Raw genomic sequence first — 23,251 nt, 5'->3', positions numbered from 1 at the left:
AACTACGCTTTAAACATGCGCGCCAGTGCCTCATCCATCGTCACCACTGGCTTCCAGCCCAGCAAATCACGCGCTTTTGAACTATCCACCTGCAAATTGCCAAACAACCGATCCGCCACCGCACCCTTACCCAACACGCGCGCCGCAAACCGCATCAACCCCACCGGCACTGGCAACAACCGCGAATTAACGCCGCACCCAAAGGCAAAGGTACGCCCTTTTTAACCCATTTTACCAAACTGCCAAAATTACACGGCGCATTTGCACCATACACCAATGGTGGGCGAGTAATCACCACTTCCACGCCGGTTTCTTTAGCCATCGCCAACAACCCCTGCTCCGCCTCATACTTAGACAAACCATAAGGATCAATAGGTGTTTGCGTAATCTCAGAAACAAAAGCATCACCAGGCCTTGTAATTTCACCATTCACCTTAACCGAACTCACAAACACAAACCGCTTAACTCCAGCCTGCGTCGCCAAACGCGCCAAAGCCAAAGTCGCATCCCGATTCACCCGGCGATACTCCGCCAAAGGATCCGCTACCTCATCGCGCATAATATGCGCCCGCGCCGCCGCATGCACCACAACATCACAATCCTTTAAAGTCAATGCAAGCGAATTTCCCACGTCATCACGAGGCCCATTCACCACGTCATTGCGAGGAGCGCCAGCGACGCGGCAATCTCCAGCCAAATCCCCCACAACCTTCTCAACGCCATCCGGCAGCTCAACCAACTCATTACGAACCAAAGCCGTCACCTCAATCCCATCCGCAACAAATCGCTGAAGCAAAGCCGAGCCCACAAACCCAGTTGCTCCGGTTAAAAAAACTTTCATTATTTGTATCCTTTAGGATTCTTCGATTGCCAGCGCCAAGCGTCTTCGCACATTCTGTTTATATCAAATTCCGCTTTCCAGCCCAACACCTCAAAGGCATCAACTTAGACGCGCCATACGGATTGGTGGTCGATAACGGAAAAACCAAAAACAAAAGTAATGATTCGTGAATTAAATAGAAGTAAAGCTCAAAGAATTCTCAGCTAGACAGTTCAACAATTTAACATCTGCCGTAATGAGTTTTGAATTTCTAACCACCGCTGTTGCGGCAACAATCGCGTCAGGCATTTTTAAAGAGGTATTTAATCTTAAATTACAAACGATTTGCATTAACTCTGTATTCGTAGTTTCAAGGCTCACCACGTCAATACGAGATTTAAATTGCTCAAACAACTGAATATCATTATTTGAGAGCTTAGAGTAAGATAAAAACTCCAACTCTGTGATAACTGAAATAGCCAATGCATCTGCCAATGAGACAATTCTCAGCACCTCTTGATTACCACGCAATAATTGAATTACCGCATTCGTATCCAAAACATAGCTACTTCCATTCATCACGCAGCCTTTGCTGTTCGTCTAACGCATTGCCTTGCCATTCTAATTGTCCGGCTAAATCAGAAAAATCAAATTTAGCTTTAGCAGGTTTCAAACCCTCTCTAGGCAAGATAAGAACTTCAACCTCATCAAAATTAAAATCATTAGGCAATTGGATATGTAATTGATGGTCTTGAACCTTCACGTATTCACGTAACGCAATCATAAATAGCTTCCTACCGTTAAAGTTAAATCTTATTCTACCCGAAAACAACGACTTAACACCAAGCCGCAGTCATCGCGAACCATATTTTCCGTCATTGCAATAGATTGCTTCACTCCGTTCGCAATGACACAAATGCCCGTCATCGCGAGGCCATAACTTTTCGGTCATCGCGAGGCCGAAGGCCGTGGCGATCTTCAAGCCGACCACATCCAAAAACAAAAACGCCGGATTCAAACCGGCGTTTCAAAACACACAACTAGACGCTACCGACACAACACATTACTTAAAAATACTCATAAACCTATCAATAGAAATCACATTTTGATGCGCTTGTAACTTTTTATCATCACTCACCAACAAACACCTTTCAGACAACGCAGAAGCCAAAATCAAACTATCTGACAACTTCAACGAGCCCGCCTTGCGAATATGAATCGTTTGCTCAACAACACCATCGCTTAGTCTTATCTCTTGCATCAAAGCAAGAACCGAACGAATATTACTTTCATCAGCCTTATCCAAGTTTGGATAGGCTAATAGCTCAATTTTCGAAATACTCGAATAAAAAAGTATTGATTTTGGTAACACAACCCCATGTTCAAGTAAATAAATTAACGCATTAGTGTCGAGCAAATAACGATCATTCCCACTCATCACGCATCGCCCGTTGATAAGCCACCGCATCACAATGGTTAAAAGCCTTCACCTTAAAAGCTGAAAAATCGATTACATCAGCACTTTCTATACCTTGAGACACATTAGCTTTATCACTCAACACAATCACCTTCACATGCTGGTTTTTAAACTGCTCAAAATTCGGAATACGCACATACTCAGACACCACATCTGTTTCAAACTCTACAGCATACATACTCAAACCCTCGCAAAAAAACTACACCAAACCCTATATTACCCAAAATGATGGCTTAACACCATCCGGCAGTCATCGCATGCCTTATTTCCCGTTATCGAGAGGCCATAACTTTTCTGTCATCGCGAGGCCAAAGGCCGTGGCGATCTTTAGATTGCTTCACTTCGTTCGCAATGACAATGAAGAGTTCGCAATGACACGGGTTTAACGATAACCTTTAGGATTCTTCGATTGCCAACGCCAGGCATCTTCACACATCCGCTCTATGCCCAATTCGGCTTTCCAGCCCAGCACATCAAACGCATAATCCGGGTCGGCATAACATTGCGCCACATCACCAGGCCTGCGGGCTACAATCTCATAGGGCACCAATTTACCCGAAGCCTGTTCAAACGCCTTGACCATTTCCAACACCGAATAGCCGCGCCCAGTGCCTAAATTCACCGTCACCAGGCCTGGCGATTGCATTAATTTACGCAACGCCGCGACATGCCCTTTCGCCAAATCCACCACATGAATATAATCGCGCACGCCGGTGCCATCCACTGTAGCGTAATCGCCGCCAAACACCGACAACTTCTCGCGCAACCCCAACGCCACTTGCGACACAAATGGCATTAAGTTATTCGGGATGCCATTCGGGTCTTCACCAATCAACCCAGATTCATGCGCCCCGACCGGATTAAAATAACGCAACAAACCAATCGACCAGGCCTGGTTGCCGTGGTTGTCACTGGCATACACATCGCGCAAAATGTTTTCCACCATCAGCTTAGACGCGCCATACGGATTGGTCGTCGATAACGGAAAATCCTCTTTAATCGGCACACTCGCCGGATCACCGTACACCGTTGCCGACGAACTAAACACCACCCGCTTGCAACCAAACTCCGCCATCACCTCAAACAAGGCCACCGAACCCGATACATTGTTATCGTAATAACGCAACGGCATCGCCACCGACTCGCCCACCGCTTTGAGCCCGGCAAAATGAATCACCGCCTCAATATCAAACCGCTCAAACACCGACCGCAACAAATCATGATCCCGAATATCCCCCTCAACAAAAACCAACCTAGCGTCATTGCCTTTACCGTCATGGCGAGCCATAGTACTCGTCATCGCGAGCGTAGCGTGGCGATCCCCGCCGTCATTGCGAGGAGCGTCAGCGACGTGGCGATCCCAAGATTGCTTCGTTACGCTCGCAATGACGCTCACCCGCTTGAGCGACTCGCGTGAAGAATTGGACAAGTTGTCTAAAACCACCAAATCAAAGCCTGCCGCCAACAACTCAACACACGTATGCGACCCAATGTACCCTGCGCCACCGGTCACTAAAACCTGACTCATCATCCACCCACACTATCCAAAAACAAAAACGCCGGAATCAAACCGGCGCCAATACCTATAACATTTAAAGTCATGCCTGTATCAACAAACCATCCAGCTCACGATACAACTTGAACTTTTGATCTACCGACATCAAATTCGCTTGATGTTGAATAGCCGTAGCAATGATTAATCGATCTTGCGGATCACTGTGATGCGACTCAAGGGAAACAGCACGCATGGCGATTTCAGGTGTAACAGCCAACAACTCAATTTCGGATAAAGTCAACGCTTGCTCAAACCACCATGCCAAATCACAACCAAGCTCAATACGCTGATTATGAACAAGCCAAGCAACTTCAAACAAACTAATCGCACTCACGCCCACTCTATCGGCTTGAGCAATCATCTCCTGCCAAACGGGTTTCAGCTTTTTATCCCCGGCCATCCACCAAAGCCAGATATGCGTATCAACCACCAACATCAAGATAAATCCCAATCGCTTGCAGGCACACTTGAAATCACATCACCTTTAAAGCTGATCGGCGGCACACTCGCAGGCTGACGCAATGATTTCGCCAAAGGCTTGTCGCTAGCAGTTTGAAAAGACTCACTCAACACAATCACCTTCACATGCTGGTTTTTAAACTGCTCAAAATTCGGAATACGCACATACTCAGACACCACATCTGTTTCAAACTCAACAGCATACATACTCAAACCCTCACAAAAACTAAACCAAACCCTATATTACCGAAAACAACGACCTAACACCAATCCGCAGTCATCGCCAGCGCCATGCATCAATGCACATCCTGTTTATATCAAGCTCCGCTTTCCAGCCAAGCGTTTCAAACGCATACGTGGGGGCGGCATAACTATTGCGCCACATAATCAACGCTTAATCAGCTAACACCGAACTGAGACGCGAGTTTGTCATCCAAAGTCAATAAACGAATCTTATTGACGCGTGCTGTGGCGGCAATAATCGAATCCGGTAACTTTAATGACGTCAGCTTTCTTAACAGAATGGTTTCGCCTTCAACCTTCTCATCAATCAACAAAACATGGCAGGCCTGCAAAAACTGTTTAATACGCAATTCCTCAGCATCAGAAACGCCTCGAAAACCCAGTAACTCCATCCGTGTTATTTGACTTACCGCGCTTAGAGATAAATCAAGATTAACAGATTCAGCTAGCTCAATCGCGCTAGGGTTTCCTTTCAATAACCCTATCACAACATTGGTATCCAGCAAGAATTTAAGCCCACTCATCACGCATCGCTCGCTGAATGTCAACTGGGTCACCATCAAAAATGGTCGAATCCTGCAAAACACCCACAAATTGATGCCAATCCGCCGTTTCTTTAGGTGTTTCGGATTCTGTCAAGATCGTGACATAAGCCCGCACCTTATGATCTAGCGCAAACTTCTCTAAAAATTGAATCTGACCACCGGGATAAATTTCTGCTTCAAGTGTCTGTAACATAGAACCTCCTAAATAAAAACCAAACCCTATATTACCGAAACCAACGACTTAATACCAACCCGCAGTCATCGCAAGGCCGAAGGCCGTGGCGATCTCGCTACCGATACCCATTCGGATTCTTCGATTGCCAGCGCCAAGCATCTTCACACATCCGCTCGATGCCCAATTCCGCTTTCCAGCCCAGTGTTTCAAGCGCATAAGTTGGGTCAGCATAACATTGCGCCACATCACCCGGCCTGCGAGCCACAATCTCGTAAGGCACAGCTTTGCCCGATGCCTTTTCAAACGCCTTGACCATTTCCAACACCGAATAGCCGCGCCCGGTGCCTAAATTCACCGTCACCAGGCCTGGTTGTTGCATTAACTTCTGCAACGCCGCCACATGCCCTTTCGCTAAATCCACCACATGAATATAATCGCGCACGCCGGTGCCATCGACGGTATCGTAATCGCCACCAAACACCGACAACTTCTCGCGCAAACCCACCGCCACTTGTGACACAAACGGCATCAAATTATTCGGAATCCCATTCGGGTCTTCACCAATCAGCCCAGACTCATGCGCCCCGACCGGATTAAAATAACGCAACAAGCCAATCGACCAGGCCTGGTTGTCGTGATTGTCACTGGCAAACACATCACGCAAAATGTTTTCAACCATCAACTTAGACGCGCCATACGGATTCGTCGTCGATAACGGAAAATCCTCTTTAATCGGCACACTCGCCAGGTCTCCGTACACCGTTGCAGACGAACTAAACACCAGCCGCTTGCAACCGAACTCGGCCATCACTTCAAACAACGCCACCGAACCCGATACATTGTTATCGTAATAACGCAACGGCATCGCCACCGATTCCCCCACCGCCTTTAACCCGGCAAAATGAATCACCGCCTCAATCTCAAACCGCTCAAAAACCGACCGTAACAATTCACGATCTCGAATATCCCCCTTGATAAAAACCAATCTACCGTCATGGCGAGCCATAGTACTCGTCATCGCGAGCGTAGCGTGGCGATCCCCGCCGTCATTGCGAGGAGCGTCAGCGACGTGGCGATCCCAAGATTGCTTCGTTACGCTCGCAATGACGCTCACCCGCTTGAGCGACTCGCGTGAAGAATTGTACAAATTATCCAACACCACCAAATCAAAACCCGCCGCCAACAACTCCCAGCACGTATGCGACCCGATATACCCTGCCCCGCCTGTGACTAAAATCATTTCAACACCCCTAACCTTCTCGCCAGGCCTGGTGCTTTGGTGCGCAATAAACCACGCACCGCATAATGGCTAAAATAGTAACTCGCTTTAATCAAATTCAAACCCTCTACTTCACGATACAAGCGCCAAGTAAACTTAGCGGCATTGGCCTTGTTAGCTGAAATCGAATCCGTGCGCACACGATACTGCGCAAGCGTTTGGTTTAAGCCGTAGGCATAATCCGTTTTTTTCAATAACTTTAGCCACAACCCCAAATCCTGACGCTTGCGAATCAACGGCATCGATACCTTGCCAAAATATTGCGTGTCATAGATCGCGGTTAAACAACCAATCGAACAGGTCTTCAATAAATCCGAATAACAAACCCTATCCGGCACACCAATATGCCCAAACACTTGGCCGTTTTCATCAATCTTGTCATACGCCGCATAGCTAAACGGATAATCATTCGCCTGCATAAACGCCAACTGCTTTTCCAACTTATCCGGCAACCAAAGATCATCACTATCCAAAAACGCAATATAACGTCCCTGCGCCGCTTCAATCGCCGTATTTCGTGCAACTGCCGCTCCCGAATTTTCAGACAACCGAATCAACTTAATCCGCGAATCCTGCTCAACAAAAGACTGAATCACCTCAACCGAATTATCCGTCGAACAATCATCAACAATAATCAACTCCCAATCAGAAAACGACTGATCCAAAACAGACTGAATAGTTACAGAAATAAACTGCACGGAATTATGAGAAGGGGTAATAATTGAAACAAAAGACATGTGCTTACTTTAGACCTAACAGCATTGTTTTAGTAAACGGCCCAAAATGACCTGCCTTAATTACGCTTGGCGATTTTTTTAACCAAAATGCCAAGATGAACAAAAAGGCTTTCCAACCAAAAATACGCTTGAACATCTCACGTTTAGCAAGGGTTTTATGGGAACTGGTATAAAAATCCATACCAGAAGTAATATTGGGATGAACCCCTGTCGTTACCGGATAGAACCAAACATGCAACCCCGCTTTTATACAATCGGTCATAAAAACATACTCCTCCCCTGAAGGCAAATTGGTACCCAAACCAAAGCGTTCATCAAAATTTATTCCGTTCTCACGAAGCTTTTCAACATTTGCACAAATCTCTATTGAAGACACTTTTGCAGCAGACAACATGGTGTGCTTAAATGATGCATCGCTGTAACTGCGTGGTAATGAATCATTTTCAAAAACAAACTGACAAGTTGCCACGTCAACCTGATTTACTTCCATCCAATTAACCAGTTGACTCATTTTTGCCAAGTCAAAATCCACATCATCATCCATAATGTAGGCATACTTGGTCTTAACGCTGCTCAAGCCAACATTCCGACTTTTAGAAAGACCGGGGTAATCCAAGCGAATGTAAGTCACATCATCACGAGAAATAAAATCAGACAGCGCTTCATTAGTATATGATTCATCATAAACTTGATGGACAACAACATAACAAACATCACTATGAACTGGCTTTAAATTTAAACCAGAAATACGTTGATTAGCTGTTGAGACTATTATGGTTAGCATACTTCCTCGCCCTTTTTCTAGTCGGTATAATATATTTAATCTGTGACAAGGTTAATGCCGCAATAGGCAACAGTAGCACTACCAGCGGTAAACGATGCCTTACTGCACCACCAATATAAAACTCCCAAATCGAAAAAACGGCAACAAATATAGTAAAGAATAAAAATATAAACATATATCTTTTCATGTTAAGCAGTGCAAGACCTATAACAATAAAAACAAACGCAGCATCTAATAAGTGTGCCTTCATAGTCATTGGGTTAACGCTGTGAAGTATGGGTAAAGGTGACAAAAGGAATTGTAAAAACAGCAAAGGTAAATCTAAAATAATATCAAAATAAGAGCGCCAAACAACCACACCGTAAACCATCCCACTTGCCTCATAGGTCTGATTAGCTGAGTTCCTCAAGTAAGCAAAAAATTCTGGGGTAAATCTGTAATGCGTAAAAAACTCAAACAATACGGGAACTATAACTATTGAAAAACCAAAAAATAAAGCTTTTAATTTGAAGCTGCCGTAAACTAAAGATAATGCAATAAGCGGCACAATAGCCATGATTGGACGTGGTATCACAATCACTATAAACGCCAAAAAGAACCAAAGCCAACCATACTTTGACTTGGTTACCAGAAGGACAATAGAATAGAATAAAATAGCGAATCCAAGAAGAGTTACCCACTCACGCAATGGGATTGTTAGAAACAGCAAAGATGCTGGATAAATACATATCAATAAAATGTAAAATTGAAATATCTTATGAGTTAACCTTATCTCCTTGTGGATCGAATAAATCTCAAATGCCCGCCAGATTAAAGCGTATGAAAAAACTGAAATACTTATCAAAAGAATCATAAAAAATTCAAGAGTGTAAGCTGACATTAATTTTAGAGGCTGGGTAAACAAAAAATACTGATGAACACCTTTTGACTGATATACAGGCACCTCATTATCCGTTAACATTGAAAAAAACATACGAGTGTCTGGATAAAATGGCAAATAATCAAAAAAATGATTAGAAATAAAAATAAAGTAATAGAACACCAAAACAAAAACAAAATACAGTGTGTTGACATGAGATTTAACAAGCATTCTTATAAAAATTGAAAAAAATAAAGACACCACTACTAAATAAATAATAGAAAACATAACATTTTCAGGTGCTAAAAAATCAATTTTTTCCACTACAAAACCTTCTACCAAATAATTGCAAAATTCCAAAAATAGTTGATTTTAGGCAGCGCGTCAATGACTTTAAGAACCCACTATAATAATAATTTGAAACTAATAATTTAAAACCATATAAAAAATTTAAATTTTCAAAAGCAGATGGGGCTAATACATTTAAACAATAAGCCTTATAAGAAATTGAGGAAATTCTATTTCTATTTTCATTAATCCACCAATTAAAGTATTCAAAGTTAGCACCTTTCATCTTCAACTCTTTTCGGCCGCCAATACACCAGTGAATAGAGTCCGTATCAAAGAAAATAAAATGATACCCTCTTCCCTCCAATGTGATAACGAAGTCATAATCTTGATGCCTTTTAAATCGTTCATCAAACAAAGGTGTAGCGTCTCTCCTATTTTTTATGACTAAAGTACTGGTTTGCATTAAGCCATTTTTCAACATCAAATAATCAAATACTTTTTCATCTTTTTTTATATTATTGGGTTTTCTAAACAAGTACTTTTTACCCGAGTAAACATGTACTGGCGAATATATAACCCATGAATCATTTTTGTCTATTTTTTTAATAAAATCTTTTAAGGATAAAAGCCTATCCTTTCCCCAATAATCATCCGAATCTAAAAAACAGATATACTTACCTTTTGCTTCTTTAATACCTGTATTGCGTGCCGCAGCTCCATTAATATTTTCCTTATGTTTAATTAATACCATTCTATCATCACAATAGTCATCTATAGTTTTCTCTAATATAGCAACATCCCTTGACCCATCGTCAACAATTATCACTTCAAAAGAATTTTCCATTTGATTTACAAGGCTAGTTAAACATTTTTCTATTTGGTTAGCTCGATTATAAACAGGTATCACAACTGAGAAAAATGGGGTTTCTGACATTCTTTATTTCGCTTTAGTTTTCTTTCTTGCAACCACCAGGCCTGGTGGTTGTTATTTTTTAATTTAAATTCTGTTTTACGATGTGTTGCATTATTTCAAGTTCTGCCGAGGTTTTCAGTTCTCGCGCGAGCACGTGAATGTTCAATTTTATACCGCTTGGGCTTTCAGCCAATTTCGTATTATCTTCGTAATGATAATTGATAGCTCCGTTTGGCATTTCATTCTATTCGCGTTTTTCCATCTAGCACCATACCCAAAGGGCATAAAGGCTTGGTTCAACAATAACTCCAAACTTTATCGAACATACTCCATCAATTCTTTCAGCAGTATCATCAGTCCGGCCAATACAAACAAAGCAGGCGTAATTTTTAATAACTTGCCCCATAAGTTGAGTTGTTCTAGGTGCGTGTGTTTAAAAAACTTAAGAATTCAAAAAGTCGATAATACTTGTAATAAACAAACGCATTAAGCTTGCAGCGAATGTAAAAATAAAAACCGATGATATTAACCGCAACCAAGGTTAGGAAAATATCGATCTGTGAGAACTGATTTAAGTACACCCCAACCTGGTTGACCACGGTTTTATCATATAGATTCGCCGCAAGTAGGCTGGTAGAAATGAGCAACCCGATAAAAGTGATGACAGCCGTTTGCAATCCTTCTTTATAACGGGTTTTATGCTTGCGTTTTTCGTGGTGCGCTTTGGCCGACGCGATCACGTTTTCAGCAAGCTGCAAATCCTTTTTAACAACCGGATCATCAAATAATATTGCAAAGGTTTGAAAATAGGCCTTAAAACCATTCAACTCCTCAAGCAAGCTAGACACGCGCAACATGGATTCACAGTTTTTAGACTTTTTAATATTCCGCTCTGCCAACTTTATGTAATCTAGCAAGCCGCTGGAAACTTGTGAGGCATTAAACTGCTCAACCACAATCGGCAACGCGATATCGATTTTTTGATGATGGTGAGCATCGCCATGCACAAGGGTTTTAACCAAGATATAGAGTGAAGTGCGAAGTTGATCAATCACGTCTTCGGTTAGCAAGTCTTGATGATTTGATAACTGCAGGCCGTTGAATTGAATGACACCGCTATTCACTTCAATCACAAACGCAGTATTGATTTCTAGGTTTTTAGTTGCAAGCGGATAGGCATGATTTACACTGCCCAGGATTTGTTGACCCTGTTTTTGAAACGACACATCTGCCGTTGCGTAATATTCACGCGAAGGCGGTTTTTTTACAAAGTATTTTGCGAAAGGAAGGGTGTCTGAAAGATAATCAAGCTGGATGCGTTTGAATTGAATATGGTTCGTATTAACGATTTCAACCCAACCGGCCAAATCATTTGGCAAACCGATGTAACTAAATTCGATTTGCCCGCGATTGGTCGGAATCCAGCCAAACCAGGCCTGCAACAAATCCGACATGGTTATTTCAATAAACCAATATCACACAACTTCGCTTGTTTAACAAAACGCAATTGATTGTTCTGCTCGATCAACGCCAAACCCTTGGTATAAACCCGACCATCCGAATGCCATGCTCTATTCGCTTCGCAATCATTTTGCAAACAGCGTATTGCTTCGCTTTCCATGCGTTTGTTCGCCTTCAACGACCACAAAAAATTAGCCAACAGCAAGCCAACGACAAGCAACACAACAGCGATAAAAAAAGACATTACAGCCTCCGAATAATTGAATATTTATCATTTTAAAAAATGGTCAAATAGTATAGCAACAAATACGCCACATTGACACACCACATAACGACCACCAGACCTGTTGGTTTATTTGTATTTTTTACATTGCATATCCGCCACCGTACCGATGGCGTAGCGCACAATATAAACATCCCACCAGTGGCTTACTTTTTTCAATGCCCTTCCTCTTAATCACCACATACAAAAGGCTTAAAAGCCTGTGTCTTTAAATGCTACATTTGAGTGTTGCGCTATCAGCTGTTGCAATAACCCATCAAAACAACGCAATTGGCCCTACCAAAGCACCGAACACCCAAAGCACCGAACACCCAAAACGCCGTTTCCCAGCGTTTGTAGCGTTGCTCTTGTTGGGTTTGCAGTTGGCTGGCAATGGCATCGGATAAATCTTGGATTTGTGATTTCACTTCATCATGCAGTTGCGCCACTTCAAATAAGCCTGCCAACAAACACTACCAAATCAAAAAACGTCATCTACACCAGGCCTGCCTCATCCTCATAAAACCGCATCCCCGCCAACAAACTGGCATGCAAAAACTTATGTTTGGCTGAAACCGGCTTTACACCGGCGGGTAAAGATTGAATGAGCTTGGCTTTTATCAGTTGTTTGTTCATAGCAGGCCTGGTTATTTTCTATTTACTTTTCGCAAGTACAACTCCACGGTCGCAGCGCGAAGGATTTGGTTGCTTTTATCGAGCAGTTTGTTATTTAAATGCGGTTGTAAGTAGTCGTTTAAAAAGTCCTGTTGTGTGATTTTTTGATATTCTGAATTCTCACGTTTAAATAAGGCTGTTAATTGCTCGGCGATTTCTGGTGAACGTATCCAGGCATTGTAATCTGTGTAACCTTTGGTGGATTTTAAGCCTAAAACCGATTTTAAAATACGCATGCCTTTATTAAACGCACGTTTCGGGATGCTTGCTTTACCCAATACGCCAGCCGGTTTGCCGGTTTTTTGCCAAGGAATATCTTTAAAATATTTCGGGAAAAACTTTTGCAACATGGCGGAATAGAGTTTGTTGTTCATTCGGTATTCATCTGGCAATGACATAAGCAAAGAAAAAACATCATTATCCATAATAGGTTTTCGGTTTTCTACTTTGACCAGACTATTTATTGTACCCATATTTGTAAACCTTCTATTTCGGTGCATGTAGATAAAAGGATCAATATGCAACAAATCGTAAAATGAATCTAACTCACCACAAAGCAAAAAATGTTTTTTAAATTTTTTACGAGCAAGTACAGCATCAACTTTATGATTTTTGAACTGTGGGTAGATCAATTCACCAGTCATTAAGCCACCGCCATACCCATTCAAATTAATCACCATTTTTTCGGCAACGGAATCTCTAAACTGACTACCGTGCATGTGCATCATGTCTTGCATGCCATCGGTGTTCCAGATTTTTTCAATACGCGGAGTAAACCAATTACCGCTAGTAAAGTGAAACTCTTGATAATCCCAGTTGGAACGTGCAATGACCTGTTTGGCAATTTGAATATCATCACAGCCATCTATACCAAAGGTATAGGCGTAACCTTTATGGTCAGGATAAAGATGATTCACCGCGGCGAAAATGGCGCGTGAATCCAAGCCACCACTCAAGGCGATACCAATATTTTCTGCTGGAGCAAAGCGGCGCTCCACCGCTTTAATAAAGCGATTCCCTAATTCATCGACCGCTTGCTCAAATGTCATATTAGATGGCTTAATTTCAGACCATTTCCAATAGTAATGCTGCTCAATACTTTGGCTTTGAATATCAAAGGTTAAAACGGTCGCGGGCTTTATCAGCTTAATCTGCTCAAACCACGTATGCTCACCGAGCAAATAGCCCAAGTCCATAAAGCAATCAAAACTGGTTGGGTCGATGGTTTTATCAATATCATTGAGCGCCAAAATCCCTTTGACTTCGCTTGCCCAGGCAAACTGATCTTGATGCCAATACCAATACAGCATGCGCATACCGTAACGATCAGAAATCAACTTAATTTGCTGGCTCTTTTGGTCATACAGCGCCGCACAAAAATAGCCGTCCAGCTTATTTAAAAACGCATCGAGTTGGTTGGCTTGATAGGTTTTAATTAAGGCATCACCAATCGTCGTGCTTTCAAACAAGTCAAATTGACTGGCGATTTCATCGAGGTTATAGACTTCGCCTTCAACCCACACAAATATACCGTCGCTTTCAATCGGTGAGCTTTTTTCACCAATGTGACCCAAATGCACGCGCGAAGCTTCAACTCGCTCATCAAGCAAAGGGGTGTCTTTAATAAAATGATCGTACAGATGCATCGCATCCGTCATTTTTTCAATCGTATTCGCTGGATTGCTCTGCGTAACACTAAAACCATAAATTCCAGGCATTTATTTTCCTTTATTCTTCATAACTTTTAATCTTCTTAAGCCAATCACCATATACAGCAGGCGGTTTCGCAAAAAAAACACGATCGAATACTTTTAGTGCAACATCTTTTGAATAAAGCCCCTTGTTCAAAGTAGGCCAATGCATGACATCATCCCTGTTAATAATTTGCGAAACAGTTACGGGCAATCGTTTCCAATCCATAGCGGCTAAGATAGCGGCTCTGTGCATTCCACCTCTGGTACGCCAAACATATTCGCCACCACTAACCAAAACACGAACTGATACCAAGTTTGAAGAATCATAAATAAAACCTTTGTCTTTAATTGAACGCATTAACATATAAATCCGTTCAACTTCAAGATGAATCTTATGAACACTCACACCGTGATCAAACAAACTTGAGGAGACATTTAATCCGTAACGCTTGTTCTCTTCTAAAATACTACTGCTTATAACTTTTGAAACTTCCTCAACGGATCTATTGTCCCAAGGTAAAACCATTTCATACACTTTTTTTGCGTCATTAAATTTTGACTCTTCTCTAGTCAAACCTAAAAGCTGATTTGGATGATCAATGTTTACTAAACTAGCAAAGTCTGTAAGTAATCGTTCAATTTCCTTTTTCACAGCTTTTTCACCTTGCCCCCACGCGCGTAACGCTGCTTTAGCCGCTTGATAATAAACCGCTGATGAGTTTTCAGTGTAGGTTGAATATAGCCAGTCTCCGCCTTTATCAAACGGCAAATCCATAATAAATGGAAAGGTTTTAGCGTGATATATGCCTTCACGTGGATCGGTCACTTTGCCACGCAAATCAGGGATGGCGCTGGTTTTTGTCAGCCTGTACCCCGTGGTTTTCGTCAGAAAATCGTTAATCTTATGTTTTATATTCATCTAGCTTTGGTCTTTTTTTCGGTTTAATTGATTAAGCATGTGCCGCCATACGTTTAAACTGTGCATTGCGCTCAATCAGCTGTTGGTAATTACCTTGGTCGATTACCCGACCTTGGTCTATGTAATAAATCTGGTCGCATTTTTGCACGGTTTTTAGGCGGTGGGCGATCATGATGATGGTCTTTTGACCGCTAAAGTCGTGAATGGCTTCCATAATCATTTTTTCGGTAATGCCATCGAGTGCGCTAGTGGCTTCGTCGAATACCAATACATCCGCTTCATGGTAAAGCGCACGCGCGATGCCGATGCGTTGGCGTTGGCCGCCGGAGAGTTGTACGCCACGTTCGCCGACTTTGGTGTTGATGCCCTGCTCTAGGCTTTGCACCAGTTCGTCCAAGTGCGCGAGTTTTAATGCTTTGTTGACTTGTTCTAGGTCAATGTCTTTTTCCGGGATGCCAAAGGCGACGTTTTCGGCAATACTGCCTTCGGATAGAAATATGCTTTGCGGCACAAAGCCAATGGTGTTTTGCCATGCACGGCGGTTTTGGTCGGTGATGATGGTGTCGTCGATTTTTAGCTGGCCTTGTTGTGGCTGGATTAGACCCAGTAGCATATCAATCGCGGTGGATTTACCCGAACCGGATGGGCCGACGATACCGACCACTTGATTTACTTTTATCTGTAGATTCAGGCTGTTGAGCGCTGGTGTATTTTTGTTTGGGTATGTAAATGTAATATTTTCTAATGTTATTGTGGATTTAGGACTAATATGCGATGGCATTTTGTTTGGTTTGTCGCTTGCTTGGCTAACCGGCGTTTGTGAGTTGGCTAAGTCTTTTTTAATTGCATCAAATGCAGAAACCGCCCCCTTTACACGCGCGACACTGCCATAAATTTGCTGGAAAGCAGGCAGTAGTTTAAAACCCGCTAAGGCATAAACGGAAAGAATAGGTAAGACCATGCCTAAGTTGCCTTGGTGGCTCACTAAAAGATATAGCACCAATCCGATCATGGCACCAAAGGCAATTAATTCCATAAAATAACGAGGGACTAAAGCAATAGCCTCGTTAACACCCGTGCTCCGGGCTAACTTGCCTCCCGTTTTGTCAAAACGATGGATGAAATCTTGTTTTCGACCCAATAACAACACATCTTTTATGCCACCAAAGCCTTCATTCATTAACCGAAAGCGCTGCGTTGATAAATCTGAAATAATCCGACTATTTCTCTGTAATCTCACACGAACTAAGCGATAAAGCACTATATAAGCAAATGCAAAAATTAATAGACCCGCTAACGCCACAATCGGGTCATAAATGATTAAACCGATCGACATGAGTGCGGCGAGGACAATTTTCGCGTTCATTTGCAGCACAGGAAAAATGATACTGCGTGTAACACGCGCTGATTCTGTGGTGATTTGTTTTACAAGTTGCGCACTGCTGCCACCTGCATGAAACAACCAGGGTTGCTGCATATAGTGTGTGTATAAACGATCACCAATTTGGGTGCCAACTCGTGCAGCAAAAAGCGACAAATGCCAGGTAGTGAAAATCGAAATAGCCGATGCTAAGGCAAGCGCGCCTAATACCGCAACCCCCGAATAAAAAACGAACATCTGCGGACTATCTAACCCACTGGCACCATAAAGCGTGGCAAGGAGATTATCACGTTCAAGTATCGACATATCCCCGACAAGCGCCATAAACGGTGCAATGGATGCCACCCCGATTATTTCAGCTATCGCCATAATGACCACCAGCACCTGCAACACCAGAAATCGCTTGCGTTGGCTAGGTGTGAGCAGGGAGTAGAGTTCTTTTATTAGTTTGATCATGTGTACTTCTTAAATAACCTATGCATTAGTGTTTATTTTAAAATTGCAATCTGTGGCAAACTGTCCTACAGAAAACGCTAAAACTTTACGGGCGTTCAAGCTAATGCACCTAAATGAAACTCCACCAAGTTTTTAGTTTTTTGGTCAATCACGGCTTTTGACCAATGCTTGTATAGCACGTCAATATTATTGGTAATTTCGTTTTCCGTGAGCGGTGTTTTAAGCAGGCTTGGTTGTGCTATAAGCTCATCAACTTTATTGATAACCGCGCCTGTATTTTTCAGCATTTGATAGGTTGGATTTTCCTCACGCAAGAAAACTCTCGCACCTAAATACAACATAATCACGATATTGCCGACCGCTTGCTGGCGCTTGTGATTCATTACTACAAAACCACACTGTTTAATTAAGGCAACATAGTCATCAATTGGCATAAAATCTGTTACAGGCTGAAAGTTATCTCCGAAAAAAGCTTTGCCTTTTTCAATCACAGCTTGTTTGCAGCAATCGTCACCGTAACTCAAGGGAGCAATAACTTGTAATTGTGATTGTTCTGAATTACCTAACTGTTGTAAGAGCTCAAACGCTTCAAGATGATTGTTGGTAAAAGAAGCACTATTGCCAACTAAAACCTTAGATCCTGAAATTCGCTGTCCAATAAAGTTTTTTATCAATGACTCTTCTAAGCTGCCATAATTCCACGGTAAAAAATCCGGCAATGGCTTTAAAAGCCCTGCTGATTTCAATAAATCGTAATCTTCCTTTAAAACCGGCGAGATACTGCCAATCCGTTTCAGCGCTCTTTTTCTAAACAACACTTCAATCGCGCTACGAGCGATTTTTTTAATCAATTTGACAGGATGAATGCTTTGTTTAAGGGATTCTTGCCGGCATTTATTTTTTAATGCCAGCGTATCCGCTAGCAACAAATCATCAGGGTTTGCATAAATATAATCGTAATAATCATAACCCCAGCCCAGCCATGCAAACTTTACGCCTGCCGGTGCAAGCGCCACTAATGGATATTTAAACAGATCAAAACCATGCACCACAACCAAATCAAACTCAGCTAACTTCTTCAAAAAGCTAGGCTTAAACGTATCAAAAAATACAAACTCCAAATCTCGATGATTTTTCGAGACATGCCCATCATGCCCATTCGCAAACATCCAAACTGTGTTTTGACCTGGGTAAACATTTTCAAACGTGATTAAAGCATGGCTGATAAATTTATTGTCAGTGGTAATGTGAAGGATTCTTTTCATTTAAATTAAATCGGTCTCTTTGATTTGATGAGCTGCCCCAAACGGCTTAAAAGATATTTTTGCTTAGGGCTGTTCGGCTTATCGGGTTGTGTCATTTCAATTACCCCAGCTGTTAGCGCCGGTTTTAAATAATGCTTTCTAAAATGCTCGTTATTTCGCAAGCCTAATTTTTGTTGCAATTCATCACGCGAATGCTCGGCATCCATCACTTCAATCAACCTTGCGACTTCGGCGGTCACTTCCGTGGTAGCTTCCATGGCATCTTCCGTGGTCACTTCCGTGTTTTTGAAAGTCAGCGTCACCCCGGATGCCTTGGATTGTCACACGGGATCAGGCAGGCCTGCTTCACGGCAAGCTTGGGTTATCAACACACTGCCGCGCCCCAGTTTTTCCATGTAGCCCTGCAAATAAAGCGCGTGCGCTTTAGTCGGCGTATTGCGTAAAATAAAACTTATGACTTGCTCAATTACCTGGAATGGCAACCACTTTTGATACTCAAACCCTATGATGCTTTTGTTTGCAACGCTTTGCTCACCATCACTAGGGTAAAGGCGGCGATGTCAACCCTTCTGAACCTAGATGCGGCGTAATTGAAAGTTTTTTATGGTCATTTCCAGTGTTTGGTTCGGTTGGCTGTGAGCAATTCAGCAGCGGCGACAATGTGTCGGTTTTAATGGTATGACTGGATTCTGCAACAATGTTTTTAGTTGTAAAGTAGCCCTGATAAAGCGTTGCTATGGCAAGGGCAATCGTAGCGAAAACAGTCGCCAAGCCTACAATCAGATAATTTGAGGTTTTTGCACGGGTTTGATTAATTTCATCAACCAGCTTTTGGTTTTCTGATTCGTAATGATTACGTTCGGTTTCAATGCGTTCTCTGTCTTCCAGTGCATCCGCTAAATCCATTTCTAGTGCCGTGACTTTAGGCAAGGTTAAAGCGTTTATTTCTGCAAATAGCACTTGTGCTTTGACCAATTCTTCCTGTAAAAAAGAATAATATTCAACCCGAGTTTCTGCTGAAAGCCTTTGCGCGTTGATGGTTTGGATAATATCAAGCAAATGCTGAATGATGTGCTGTTTCTTGCTGGGGTCTTCAATATCCCCCACGCGACCTTGGAAAATGCGATTGGTTTCGTAAACAAATAAATCCAATGCATCAAAATAGCCGCGTTTACAGTGTTTATAGGCTTCAATTAAGTTGGATTGTATTTCAGTTTTATTCGATTGAACGCAGGTAGTGGCTTTTAAAATATGATGCCCGGCATAACGCAGTTGATTCACCGTTTGTGGCGCAATGGATTGTAGGGTATTCGATACAACACGAGCCAGATTTTCCGTCGCAAAATACCAGTCTTTCACAACCCTTAAATCAATATTGGGTTCTTCGCCCGGTGCGATATTAATATCGGCTATTGATGCGAGACGATCTATGTCCTCTTTATGACAAGGCGAGTATGCAAAATCTTCGGGTGGATAATCATGCGCGGCATCATCGGCATAACGTTTCCCCCCGCCCATTAAACGCGCTCCATTAAATGCTTCAATTGCCGAACGGTTTTTTCATTCGCTTGCTGGAGTTGCACACTGGTGAAACGCGACGAAACCAGATTACGCTCATACACATCCGCCTCAACACTCCCTAAACCGGAATAAAAACTCTCTGGGCGCTCTGCTTCAAACTTAGCCTGTTTAATATAGCGTTTTAATCGCACACGACCAACTCGCTCTGATCTGCGCACCGTTTCATGCGGCTGAAACTCAACCGCTTGCAAACCTGTCAATCGTGTAATTAAACGATCAAACCAGCTCATAACTGCCCCTCTTTGAAAACAAAATAAAGTCGGTTATCATAATTTCAAACACCCTGCAAGTCAATTAATCTCAACTCTAATCATTCTTACAGTCATACCCCATGTACAGCTACCAGGCCTGGTGATTTTCTTTTAACCACATCAACCCTGATAGTGCGCCGCTGTTCTTCTAACCCTAATCCGCTTGCCCATATCTTCTAGCTTTTGCTCGAAGGCGTGTTCGTCAAACCGCCATTTAAAGTGTGCTAGTGTGTTTTCATCAACGAAGCTAATGCCCTTTTGTTTTAACCAGGCCTGGATGGTTTCGTTATCCGGTGTTTGGCCTTTGCGTTGAGCGAACTTTTCGCTAGCCGTATCTATTTGCGGTTGTGTGAAATGCGTTAAAGCTTTCACATGGTCGGCAAACTCGGCTAACGGGTCGTGTGGGAATAATAGATCACCGCCTTCAAATTGTTCATAAATCTGTTTTGATACCGCCCAATTGTGTGCAAACTTAAATTTTGTGACCGTTGACACCTTGGCAAAATCCTCATTCACCGCTAAGCGATAGGCATTAGCGCGTTGTTGCGCTGGGCGTTCAAACGGTTGCCAGCCAATCGGCGTGTAAGACGGTGGTTCATCGCCATGCGGCAAAATCGCTATCGCTGGCGTTATTCGATACATTACCCCTTTTTTCAAGCAGGCCTGCATTGGTTCATAACGCTGTGTTTTATCATTCCACTTCTGAGTTGCGAAAAAACTCGCCACATCAAAATTGGGCGTAATGTCCACATAGTCGGTCGCCAAGCCATAATGTTGCGCCACGCCTTGTTGATCAATGCAAAACGGCTTATCAAAAAAAGTCACACGCTGCATACGCAACAGCGCCGGATGCGTTTGCAAGCCGTCTTCAAACACGACATTGCGCAATAACGCATCAAACAAATCCGCATCGGTTTCGCAACGATCCAACCCCGACAAACACACACCATAATCGCGCACTTGACCGCGATACTCCACCAAAGCCCATTCCACCCCGGCACGAAGATGCACACACGCACCGTCTGCACTGGTCATGGCGTGTAAACCTTCAAAATCATCAAAAACAATGCCGCGATAATTGAACCGCTCGCCGGTATTAATCGGCGCAATTTGCAGATGGGTTTTTAAGTCATTCAGGTTTTTAAAGGCTTTCATAGTCGCTTTATGGGTTTAGGCTTTAGCCTGTTACACCAGGCCTGGTCGTTTGGGTATTTAAATATCAACAATCTCTATTTCAAACTTGCCTTGCGGAAATCTGGCTTGCTTAAACTGAACATGCCCGAACCCGTTTTGATGACAAAGCTCTCGGAATCTATCAATTTCTTCCGGCGGTATTTTCGCTCCGAAAATTACCGACTTTAACGATGCTTTTCTAAAGGGCTTATTACCATTCTGTTTCAAGTCAATAAACCGGTATTCTTGCTCGTATTCCCAATCTTTAGCTTTAGTTAACTGTTCGGTCACAAACTGGTCCTGTTTTGGCTTACCAGTTAACGCATAAGACAGCAATTCGTACGCATTGTGTTCTGCATAATCCACGCGCATTGGATGACCAGTAAAGCCATCAGAAACCGAATCTAAAAATAAATCCGGTTTGAATTCGTAAACAATGCCTTTATGGTTGTTCGCATAATGCGACCACATCAAAATATTAGTCGGAGTCGCTGAAAAACAACAAACACCGATTTGACTTCTAAATTGATTAAAAACCCTGTTTTGCTGTTCAACAAAATCTTGATTGCTACCCCATCGCTGCAAAACCTCATCAAGTGATTGTGGATGATCAGGCCTGCTTTCCAAAAAACCGCGCCAAAAAGCTTCAATTTCTTCAACCGAATACATTTGACGATAATCCAGCCTTGAATCCAGTGGATCATTAAAGTTGTCAGGTTTAGAAAACCATATTTTCGAATGGGTAATAACCTGATCTTTGTAATCGGTGTTGTGCGGTGAATAACGATATAAAGTTTCCAACTTCACTTTACCCTCTAACCACTCCTGGAATCTTACAATCCACGCATTCATTAACCTAACCAAAAAACCCCATCACCGCTTCAATCACTTTTTCTCTTTCTTCCTCACTCATACCGTAATACATCGGCAAGCGCACGAGGCGTTCGCTTTCTTTCGTTGTGAAAACATCATCACCACTAAACTCGCCGAACTTTTGCCCGGCCGGTGCGGTGTGCAGTGGGATATAGTGGAATACGGCGTTAATGTCGTTGGATTTTAGGTGTTCGATAAACGCGGTGCGTTGGTCGAGGTCTTTTAGCTTGAGGTAATACATATGGGCGTTGTGCTGGCAATGGTCTGGAATAATCGGTAAAACCACCAGGCCTGGTTGTTGCAGTGGTATAAATGCTTGATGATAGGCATTCCACGTTGCCAAACGGTTTTGATTAATTTCTTCCGCTTTTTCTAACTGCCCCCACAAAAACGCGGCTTGAAGTTCACTAGGTAAATAACTGCTTCCCACGTCCACCCAAGTGTATTTATCCACCTGCCCACGGAAAAACTGGCTGCGGTTAGTGCCTTTTTCACGAATCACTTCCGCCCGCTGCAAAAAACGCTCATCGTTAATAATCAACAAGCCACCTTCACCGCCACTGGTGTAGTTTTTGGTTTCGTGAAAGCTAAACGCCGCCAAGTGCCCAATCGTGCCCAGTGGTTTGCCTTTGTATTGGCTCATCATGCCCTGTGCGGCATCTTCCACAACAAACAAGCCATGACGATTGGCGATGTCCATAATCGCATCCATCTCGCTCCCCACGCCCGCATAATGCACTGGCACAATCGCTTTGGTTTTAGGGGTAATGGCGGCTTCAATTTTGGTTTCGTCAATATTCATCGTATCGGGGCGAATATCCACAAATACAATCTTTGCGCCACGCAATACAAACGCATTGGCGGTGCTGACAAAGGTATAGCTGGGCATAATCACTTCATCACCCGGCTGAATATCAATCAAGATCGCCGCCATTTCCAATGCCGCCGTGCAAGATGGCGTCAGCAAGGTTTTAGCGCATCCTAAATTCTCCTCAAACCAGGCCTGGCATTTTTTACCAAAAAAACCATCGCCCGAAATTTTATTGCTCTGCATCGCCTGCAAAACATACTGCTGCTCACTGCCCGTTAAGGGCGGTTTGTTGAATGGGATCATATTCTATAA

The 23,251-nt window shown here is 42.9% G+C and carries 31 protein-coding genes; all 31 read right to left on the bottom strand.

Translation table 11 applies throughout. The features are described from left to right. Positions 1-2: 2 nt before the first annotated feature. A complete protein-coding gene (locus tag BM293_RS10305; protein WP_234968843.1) occupies positions 3-155 on the bottom strand; it encodes a hypothetical protein in 153 nt (50 codons plus the stop codon). Next, positions 155-841, bottom strand: coding sequence for an NAD-dependent epimerase/dehydratase family protein (locus BM293_RS00745; protein WP_234968842.1), 687 nt, complete (start codon positions 839-841; stop codon positions 155-157). The genes BM293_RS10305 and BM293_RS00745 overlap by 1 nt, the downstream gene beginning before the upstream one ends. Before the next feature lie 171 nt (positions 842-1,012). Next, positions 1,013-1,399 (bottom strand): PIN domain-containing protein, encoded by a 387-nt coding sequence (locus tag BM293_RS00740; RefSeq protein WP_093446104.1) that lies wholly within the window; start codon positions 1,397-1,399, stop codon positions 1,013-1,015. Continuing rightward, positions 1,386-1,604, bottom strand: coding sequence for a hypothetical protein (locus tag BM293_RS00735; protein WP_093446103.1), 219 nt, complete (start codon positions 1,602-1,604; stop codon positions 1,386-1,388). Before BM293_RS00735 ends, BM293_RS00740 begins: the two co-directional genes overlap by 14 nt. Before the next feature lie 279 nt (positions 1,605-1,883). Then, complete coding sequence (locus BM293_RS00730) at positions 1,884-2,258, bottom strand: PIN domain-containing protein (RefSeq protein WP_093446101.1); 375 nt, start codon at positions 2,256-2,258, stop codon at positions 1,884-1,886. Continuing rightward, a complete protein-coding gene (locus BM293_RS00725; protein WP_093446100.1) occupies positions 2,245-2,475 on the bottom strand; it encodes a hypothetical protein in 231 nt (76 codons plus the stop codon). The genes BM293_RS00730 and BM293_RS00725 overlap by 14 nt, the downstream gene beginning before the upstream one ends. Before the next feature lie 204 nt (positions 2,476-2,679). Next, a complete protein-coding gene (gene galE / locus BM293_RS00720) occupies positions 2,680-3,828 on the bottom strand; it encodes a UDP-glucose 4-epimerase GalE (protein WP_234968841.1) in 1,149 nt (382 codons plus the stop codon). Between the two features lie 67 nt (positions 3,829-3,895). Continuing rightward, a complete protein-coding gene (locus BM293_RS00715) occupies positions 3,896-4,288 on the bottom strand; it encodes a type II toxin-antitoxin system VapC family toxin (protein ID WP_093446098.1) in 393 nt (130 codons plus the stop codon). Beyond that, positions 4,288-4,518, bottom strand: coding sequence for a hypothetical protein (locus tag BM293_RS00710; protein WP_093446097.1), 231 nt, complete (start codon positions 4,516-4,518; stop codon positions 4,288-4,290). Before BM293_RS00710 ends, BM293_RS00715 begins: the two co-directional genes overlap by 1 nt. Before the next feature lie 191 nt (positions 4,519-4,709). Then, positions 4,710-5,078 (bottom strand): type II toxin-antitoxin system VapC family toxin, encoded by a 369-nt coding sequence (locus tag BM293_RS00705; RefSeq protein WP_093446095.1) that lies wholly within the window; start codon positions 5,076-5,078, stop codon positions 4,710-4,712. Further along, positions 5,065-5,292: a hypothetical protein gene (locus BM293_RS00700; protein ID WP_093446094.1), complete on the bottom strand. Its 228-nt coding sequence runs from the start codon at positions 5,290-5,292 to the stop codon at positions 5,065-5,067. The genes BM293_RS00705 and BM293_RS00700 overlap by 14 nt, the downstream gene beginning before the upstream one ends. A 97-nt stretch (positions 5,293-5,389) precedes the next feature. Beyond that, positions 5,390-6,514, bottom strand: a complete 1,125-nt coding sequence (galE, locus tag BM293_RS00695; protein WP_093446092.1) for a UDP-glucose 4-epimerase GalE — start codon at positions 6,512-6,514, stop codon at positions 5,390-5,392. Then, positions 6,511-7,290: a glycosyltransferase family 2 protein gene (locus BM293_RS00690; RefSeq protein WP_093446091.1), complete on the bottom strand. Its 780-nt coding sequence runs from the start codon at positions 7,288-7,290 to the stop codon at positions 6,511-6,513. The genes galE (BM293_RS00695) and BM293_RS00690 overlap by 4 nt, the downstream gene beginning before the upstream one ends. Before the next feature lie 4 nt (positions 7,291-7,294). Beyond that, on the bottom strand, positions 7,295-8,074 hold the full coding sequence (locus BM293_RS00685) for a glycosyltransferase (RefSeq protein WP_093446089.1): 780 nt from the start codon (positions 8,072-8,074) through the stop codon (positions 7,295-7,297). Next, on the bottom strand, positions 8,046-9,257 hold the full coding sequence (locus tag BM293_RS00680) for a hypothetical protein (RefSeq protein WP_093446088.1): 1,212 nt from the start codon (positions 9,255-9,257) through the stop codon (positions 8,046-8,048). The genes BM293_RS00685 and BM293_RS00680 overlap by 29 nt, the downstream gene beginning before the upstream one ends. Beyond that, positions 9,244-10,158 carry a glycosyltransferase family 2 protein gene (locus BM293_RS00675; protein WP_093446086.1) on the bottom strand — a complete coding sequence of 305 codons (915 nt, stop codon included), beginning with the start codon at positions 10,156-10,158 and terminating at the stop codon, positions 9,244-9,246. Before BM293_RS00675 ends, BM293_RS00680 begins: the two co-directional genes overlap by 14 nt. Positions 10,159-10,556: 398 nt before the next feature. Next, positions 10,557-11,591 carry a hypothetical protein gene (locus BM293_RS00670; RefSeq protein WP_093446085.1) on the bottom strand — a complete coding sequence of 345 codons (1,035 nt, stop codon included), beginning with the start codon at positions 11,589-11,591 and terminating at the stop codon, positions 10,557-10,559. Positions 11,592-11,593: 2 nt separating this feature from the next. Next, complete coding sequence (locus BM293_RS00665) at positions 11,594-11,842, bottom strand: hypothetical protein (protein WP_093446083.1); 249 nt, start codon at positions 11,840-11,842, stop codon at positions 11,594-11,596. Positions 11,843-12,117: 275 nt separating this feature from the next. Continuing rightward, positions 12,118-12,327 (bottom strand): hypothetical protein, encoded by a 210-nt coding sequence (locus tag BM293_RS00660; RefSeq protein WP_093446082.1) that lies wholly within the window; start codon positions 12,325-12,327, stop codon positions 12,118-12,120. A gap of 28 nt (positions 12,328-12,355) precedes the next feature. Then, entirely contained in the window at positions 12,356-12,496 is a 141-nt protein-coding gene (locus tag BM293_RS10210; protein ID WP_159428441.1) for a hypothetical protein, read from the bottom strand. Positions 12,497-12,507: 11 nt separating this feature from the next. Next, entirely contained in the window at positions 12,508-14,253 is a 1,746-nt protein-coding gene (locus BM293_RS00655; RefSeq protein ID WP_093446080.1) for an asparagine synthase-related protein, read from the bottom strand. A gap of 10 nt (positions 14,254-14,263) precedes the next feature. Continuing rightward, positions 14,264-15,148 (bottom strand): hypothetical protein, encoded by an 885-nt coding sequence (locus tag BM293_RS00650; RefSeq protein WP_093446079.1) that lies wholly within the window; start codon positions 15,146-15,148, stop codon positions 14,264-14,266. 31 nt (positions 15,149-15,179) lie between these two features. Further along, positions 15,180-16,985 carry an ABC transporter ATP-binding protein gene (locus BM293_RS00645; RefSeq protein WP_093446077.1) on the bottom strand — a complete coding sequence of 602 codons (1,806 nt, stop codon included), beginning with the start codon at positions 16,983-16,985 and terminating at the stop codon, positions 15,180-15,182. A 95-nt stretch (positions 16,986-17,080) separates the two neighbouring features. Continuing rightward, positions 17,081-18,250, bottom strand: coding sequence for a TDP-N-acetylfucosamine:lipid II N-acetylfucosaminyltransferase family protein (locus tag BM293_RS00640; protein WP_093446076.1), 1,170 nt, complete (start codon positions 18,248-18,250; stop codon positions 17,081-17,083). A 5-nt stretch (positions 18,251-18,255) separates the two neighbouring features. After that, the gene (locus BM293_RS00635; RefSeq protein WP_200770584.1) at positions 18,256-18,552 is read right to left on the bottom strand and encodes a Fic family protein; all 297 of its coding nucleotides are present in this window, start codon (positions 18,550-18,552) and stop codon (positions 18,256-18,258) included. A gap of 18 nt (positions 18,553-18,570) precedes the next feature. Next, a complete protein-coding gene (locus BM293_RS10260; protein ID WP_200770583.1) occupies positions 18,571-18,732 on the bottom strand; it encodes a hypothetical protein in 162 nt (53 codons plus the stop codon). Positions 18,733-18,790: 58 nt separating this feature from the next. Then, positions 18,791-19,768, bottom strand: coding sequence for a hypothetical protein (locus BM293_RS00630; RefSeq protein ID WP_093446074.1), 978 nt, complete (start codon positions 19,766-19,768; stop codon positions 18,791-18,793). Beyond that, positions 19,768-20,061 (bottom strand): hypothetical protein, encoded by a 294-nt coding sequence (locus BM293_RS00625; protein ID WP_093446073.1) that lies wholly within the window; start codon positions 20,059-20,061, stop codon positions 19,768-19,770. The genes BM293_RS00630 and BM293_RS00625 overlap by 1 nt, the downstream gene beginning before the upstream one ends. A gap of 141 nt (positions 20,062-20,202) precedes the next feature. Beyond that, a complete protein-coding gene (locus BM293_RS00620; protein WP_093446071.1) occupies positions 20,203-21,237 on the bottom strand; it encodes an FRG domain-containing protein in 1,035 nt (344 codons plus the stop codon). Between the two features lie 57 nt (positions 21,238-21,294). Further along, positions 21,295-22,107: a DUF2971 domain-containing protein gene (locus BM293_RS00615; RefSeq protein ID WP_093446070.1), complete on the bottom strand. Its 813-nt coding sequence runs from the start codon at positions 22,105-22,107 to the stop codon at positions 21,295-21,297. 4 nt (positions 22,108-22,111) lie between these two features. Then, complete coding sequence (gene rffA / locus BM293_RS00610; RefSeq protein ID WP_093446068.1) at positions 22,112-23,242, bottom strand: dTDP-4-amino-4,6-dideoxygalactose transaminase; 1,131 nt, start codon at positions 23,240-23,242, stop codon at positions 22,112-22,114. Between the last annotated feature and the right edge of the window lie 9 nt (positions 23,243-23,251).

The sequence above is a fragment of the Thiomicrospira sp. ALE5 genome (assembly GCF_900112445.1).
Classification (GTDB): domain Bacteria; phylum Pseudomonadota; class Gammaproteobacteria; order Thiomicrospirales; family Thiomicrospiraceae; genus Thiomicrospira.
The sequence above is the reverse complement of the archived record's forward strand: the minus strand, read 5'-3'. Positions and strand labels throughout refer to the sequence as shown.

What these genes read in the sequence shown, in the direction of transcription:
- BM293_RS10305 (WP_234968843.1), bottom strand. Translation starts at nt 155, where the DNA reads ATGCGGTTTGCGGCGCGCGTGTTGGGTAAGGGTGCGGTGGCGGATCGG.
- BM293_RS00745 (WP_234968842.1), bottom strand. Translation starts at nt 841, where the DNA reads ATGAAAGTTTTTTTAACCGGAGCAACTGGGTTTGTGGGCTCGGCTTTG.
- BM293_RS00740 (WP_093446104.1), bottom strand. Translation starts at nt 1,399, where the DNA reads ATGAATGGAAGTAGCTATGTTTTGGATACGAATGCGGTAATTCAATTA.
- BM293_RS00735 (WP_093446103.1), bottom strand. Translation starts at nt 1,604, where the DNA reads ATGATTGCGTTACGTGAATACGTGAAGGTTCAAGACCATCAATTACAT.
- BM293_RS00730 (WP_093446101.1), bottom strand. Translation starts at nt 2,258, where the DNA reads ATGAGTGGGAATGATCGTTATTTGCTCGACACTAATGCGTTAATTTAT.
- BM293_RS00725 (WP_093446100.1), bottom strand. Translation starts at nt 2,475, where the DNA reads ATGTATGCTGTAGAGTTTGAAACAGATGTGGTGTCTGAGTATGTGCGT.
- galE (WP_234968841.1), bottom strand. Translation starts at nt 3,828, where the DNA reads ATGATGAGTCAGGTTTTAGTGACCGGTGGCGCAGGGTACATTGGGTCG.
- BM293_RS00715 (WP_093446098.1), bottom strand. Translation starts at nt 4,288, where the DNA reads ATGTTGGTGGTTGATACGCATATCTGGCTTTGGTGGATGGCCGGGGAT.
- BM293_RS00710 (WP_093446097.1), bottom strand. Translation starts at nt 4,518, where the DNA reads ATGTATGCTGTTGAGTTTGAAACAGATGTGGTGTCTGAGTATGTGCGT.
- BM293_RS00705 (WP_093446095.1), bottom strand. Translation starts at nt 5,078, where the DNA reads ATGAGTGGGCTTAAATTCTTGCTGGATACCAATGTTGTGATAGGGTTA.
- BM293_RS00700 (WP_093446094.1), bottom strand. Translation starts at nt 5,292, where the DNA reads ATGTTACAGACACTTGAAGCAGAAATTTATCCCGGTGGTCAGATTCAA.
- galE (WP_093446092.1), bottom strand. Translation starts at nt 6,514, where the DNA reads ATGATTTTAGTCACAGGCGGGGCAGGGTATATCGGGTCGCATACGTGC.
- BM293_RS00690 (WP_093446091.1), bottom strand. Translation starts at nt 7,290, where the DNA reads ATGTCTTTTGTTTCAATTATTACCCCTTCTCATAATTCCGTGCAGTTT.
- BM293_RS00685 (WP_093446089.1), bottom strand. Translation starts at nt 8,074, where the DNA reads ATGCTAACCATAATAGTCTCAACAGCTAATCAACGTATTTCTGGTTTA.
- BM293_RS00675 (WP_093446086.1), bottom strand. Translation starts at nt 10,158, where the DNA reads ATGTCAGAAACCCCATTTTTCTCAGTTGTGATACCTGTTTATAATCGA.
- BM293_RS00670 (WP_093446085.1), bottom strand. Translation starts at nt 11,591, where the DNA reads ATGTCGGATTTGTTGCAGGCCTGGTTTGGCTGGATTCCGACCAATCGC.
- BM293_RS00665 (WP_093446083.1), bottom strand. Translation starts at nt 11,842, where the DNA reads ATGTCTTTTTTTATCGCTGTTGTGTTGCTTGTCGTTGGCTTGCTGTTG.
- BM293_RS10210 (WP_159428441.1), bottom strand. Translation starts at nt 12,496, where the DNA reads ATGAACAAACAACTGATAAAAGCCAAGCTCATTCAATCTTTACCCGCC.
- BM293_RS00655 (WP_093446080.1), bottom strand. Translation starts at nt 14,253, where the DNA reads ATGCCTGGAATTTATGGTTTTAGTGTTACGCAGAGCAATCCAGCGAAT.
- BM293_RS00650 (WP_093446079.1), bottom strand. Translation starts at nt 15,148, where the DNA reads ATGAATATAAAACATAAGATTAACGATTTTCTGACGAAAACCACGGGG.
- BM293_RS00645 (WP_093446077.1), bottom strand. Translation starts at nt 16,985, where the DNA reads ATGATCAAACTAATAAAAGAACTCTACTCCCTGCTCACACCTAGCCAA.
- BM293_RS00640 (WP_093446076.1), bottom strand. Translation starts at nt 18,250, where the DNA reads ATGAAAAGAATCCTTCACATTACCACTGACAATAAATTTATCAGCCAT.
- BM293_RS00630 (WP_093446074.1), bottom strand. Translation starts at nt 19,768, where the DNA reads ATGGGCGGGGGGAAACGTTATGCCGATGATGCCGCGCATGATTATCCA.
- BM293_RS00625 (WP_093446073.1), bottom strand. Translation starts at nt 20,061, where the DNA reads ATGAGCTGGTTTGATCGTTTAATTACACGATTGACAGGTTTGCAAGCG.
- BM293_RS00620 (WP_093446071.1), bottom strand. Translation starts at nt 21,237, where the DNA reads ATGAAAGCCTTTAAAAACCTGAATGACTTAAAAACCCATCTGCAAATT.
- BM293_RS00615 (WP_093446070.1), bottom strand. Translation starts at nt 22,107, where the DNA reads ATGAATGCGTGGATTGTAAGATTCCAGGAGTGGTTAGAGGGTAAAGTG.
- rffA (WP_093446068.1), bottom strand. Translation starts at nt 23,242, where the DNA reads ATGATCCCATTCAACAAACCGCCCTTAACGGGCAGTGAGCAGCAGTAT.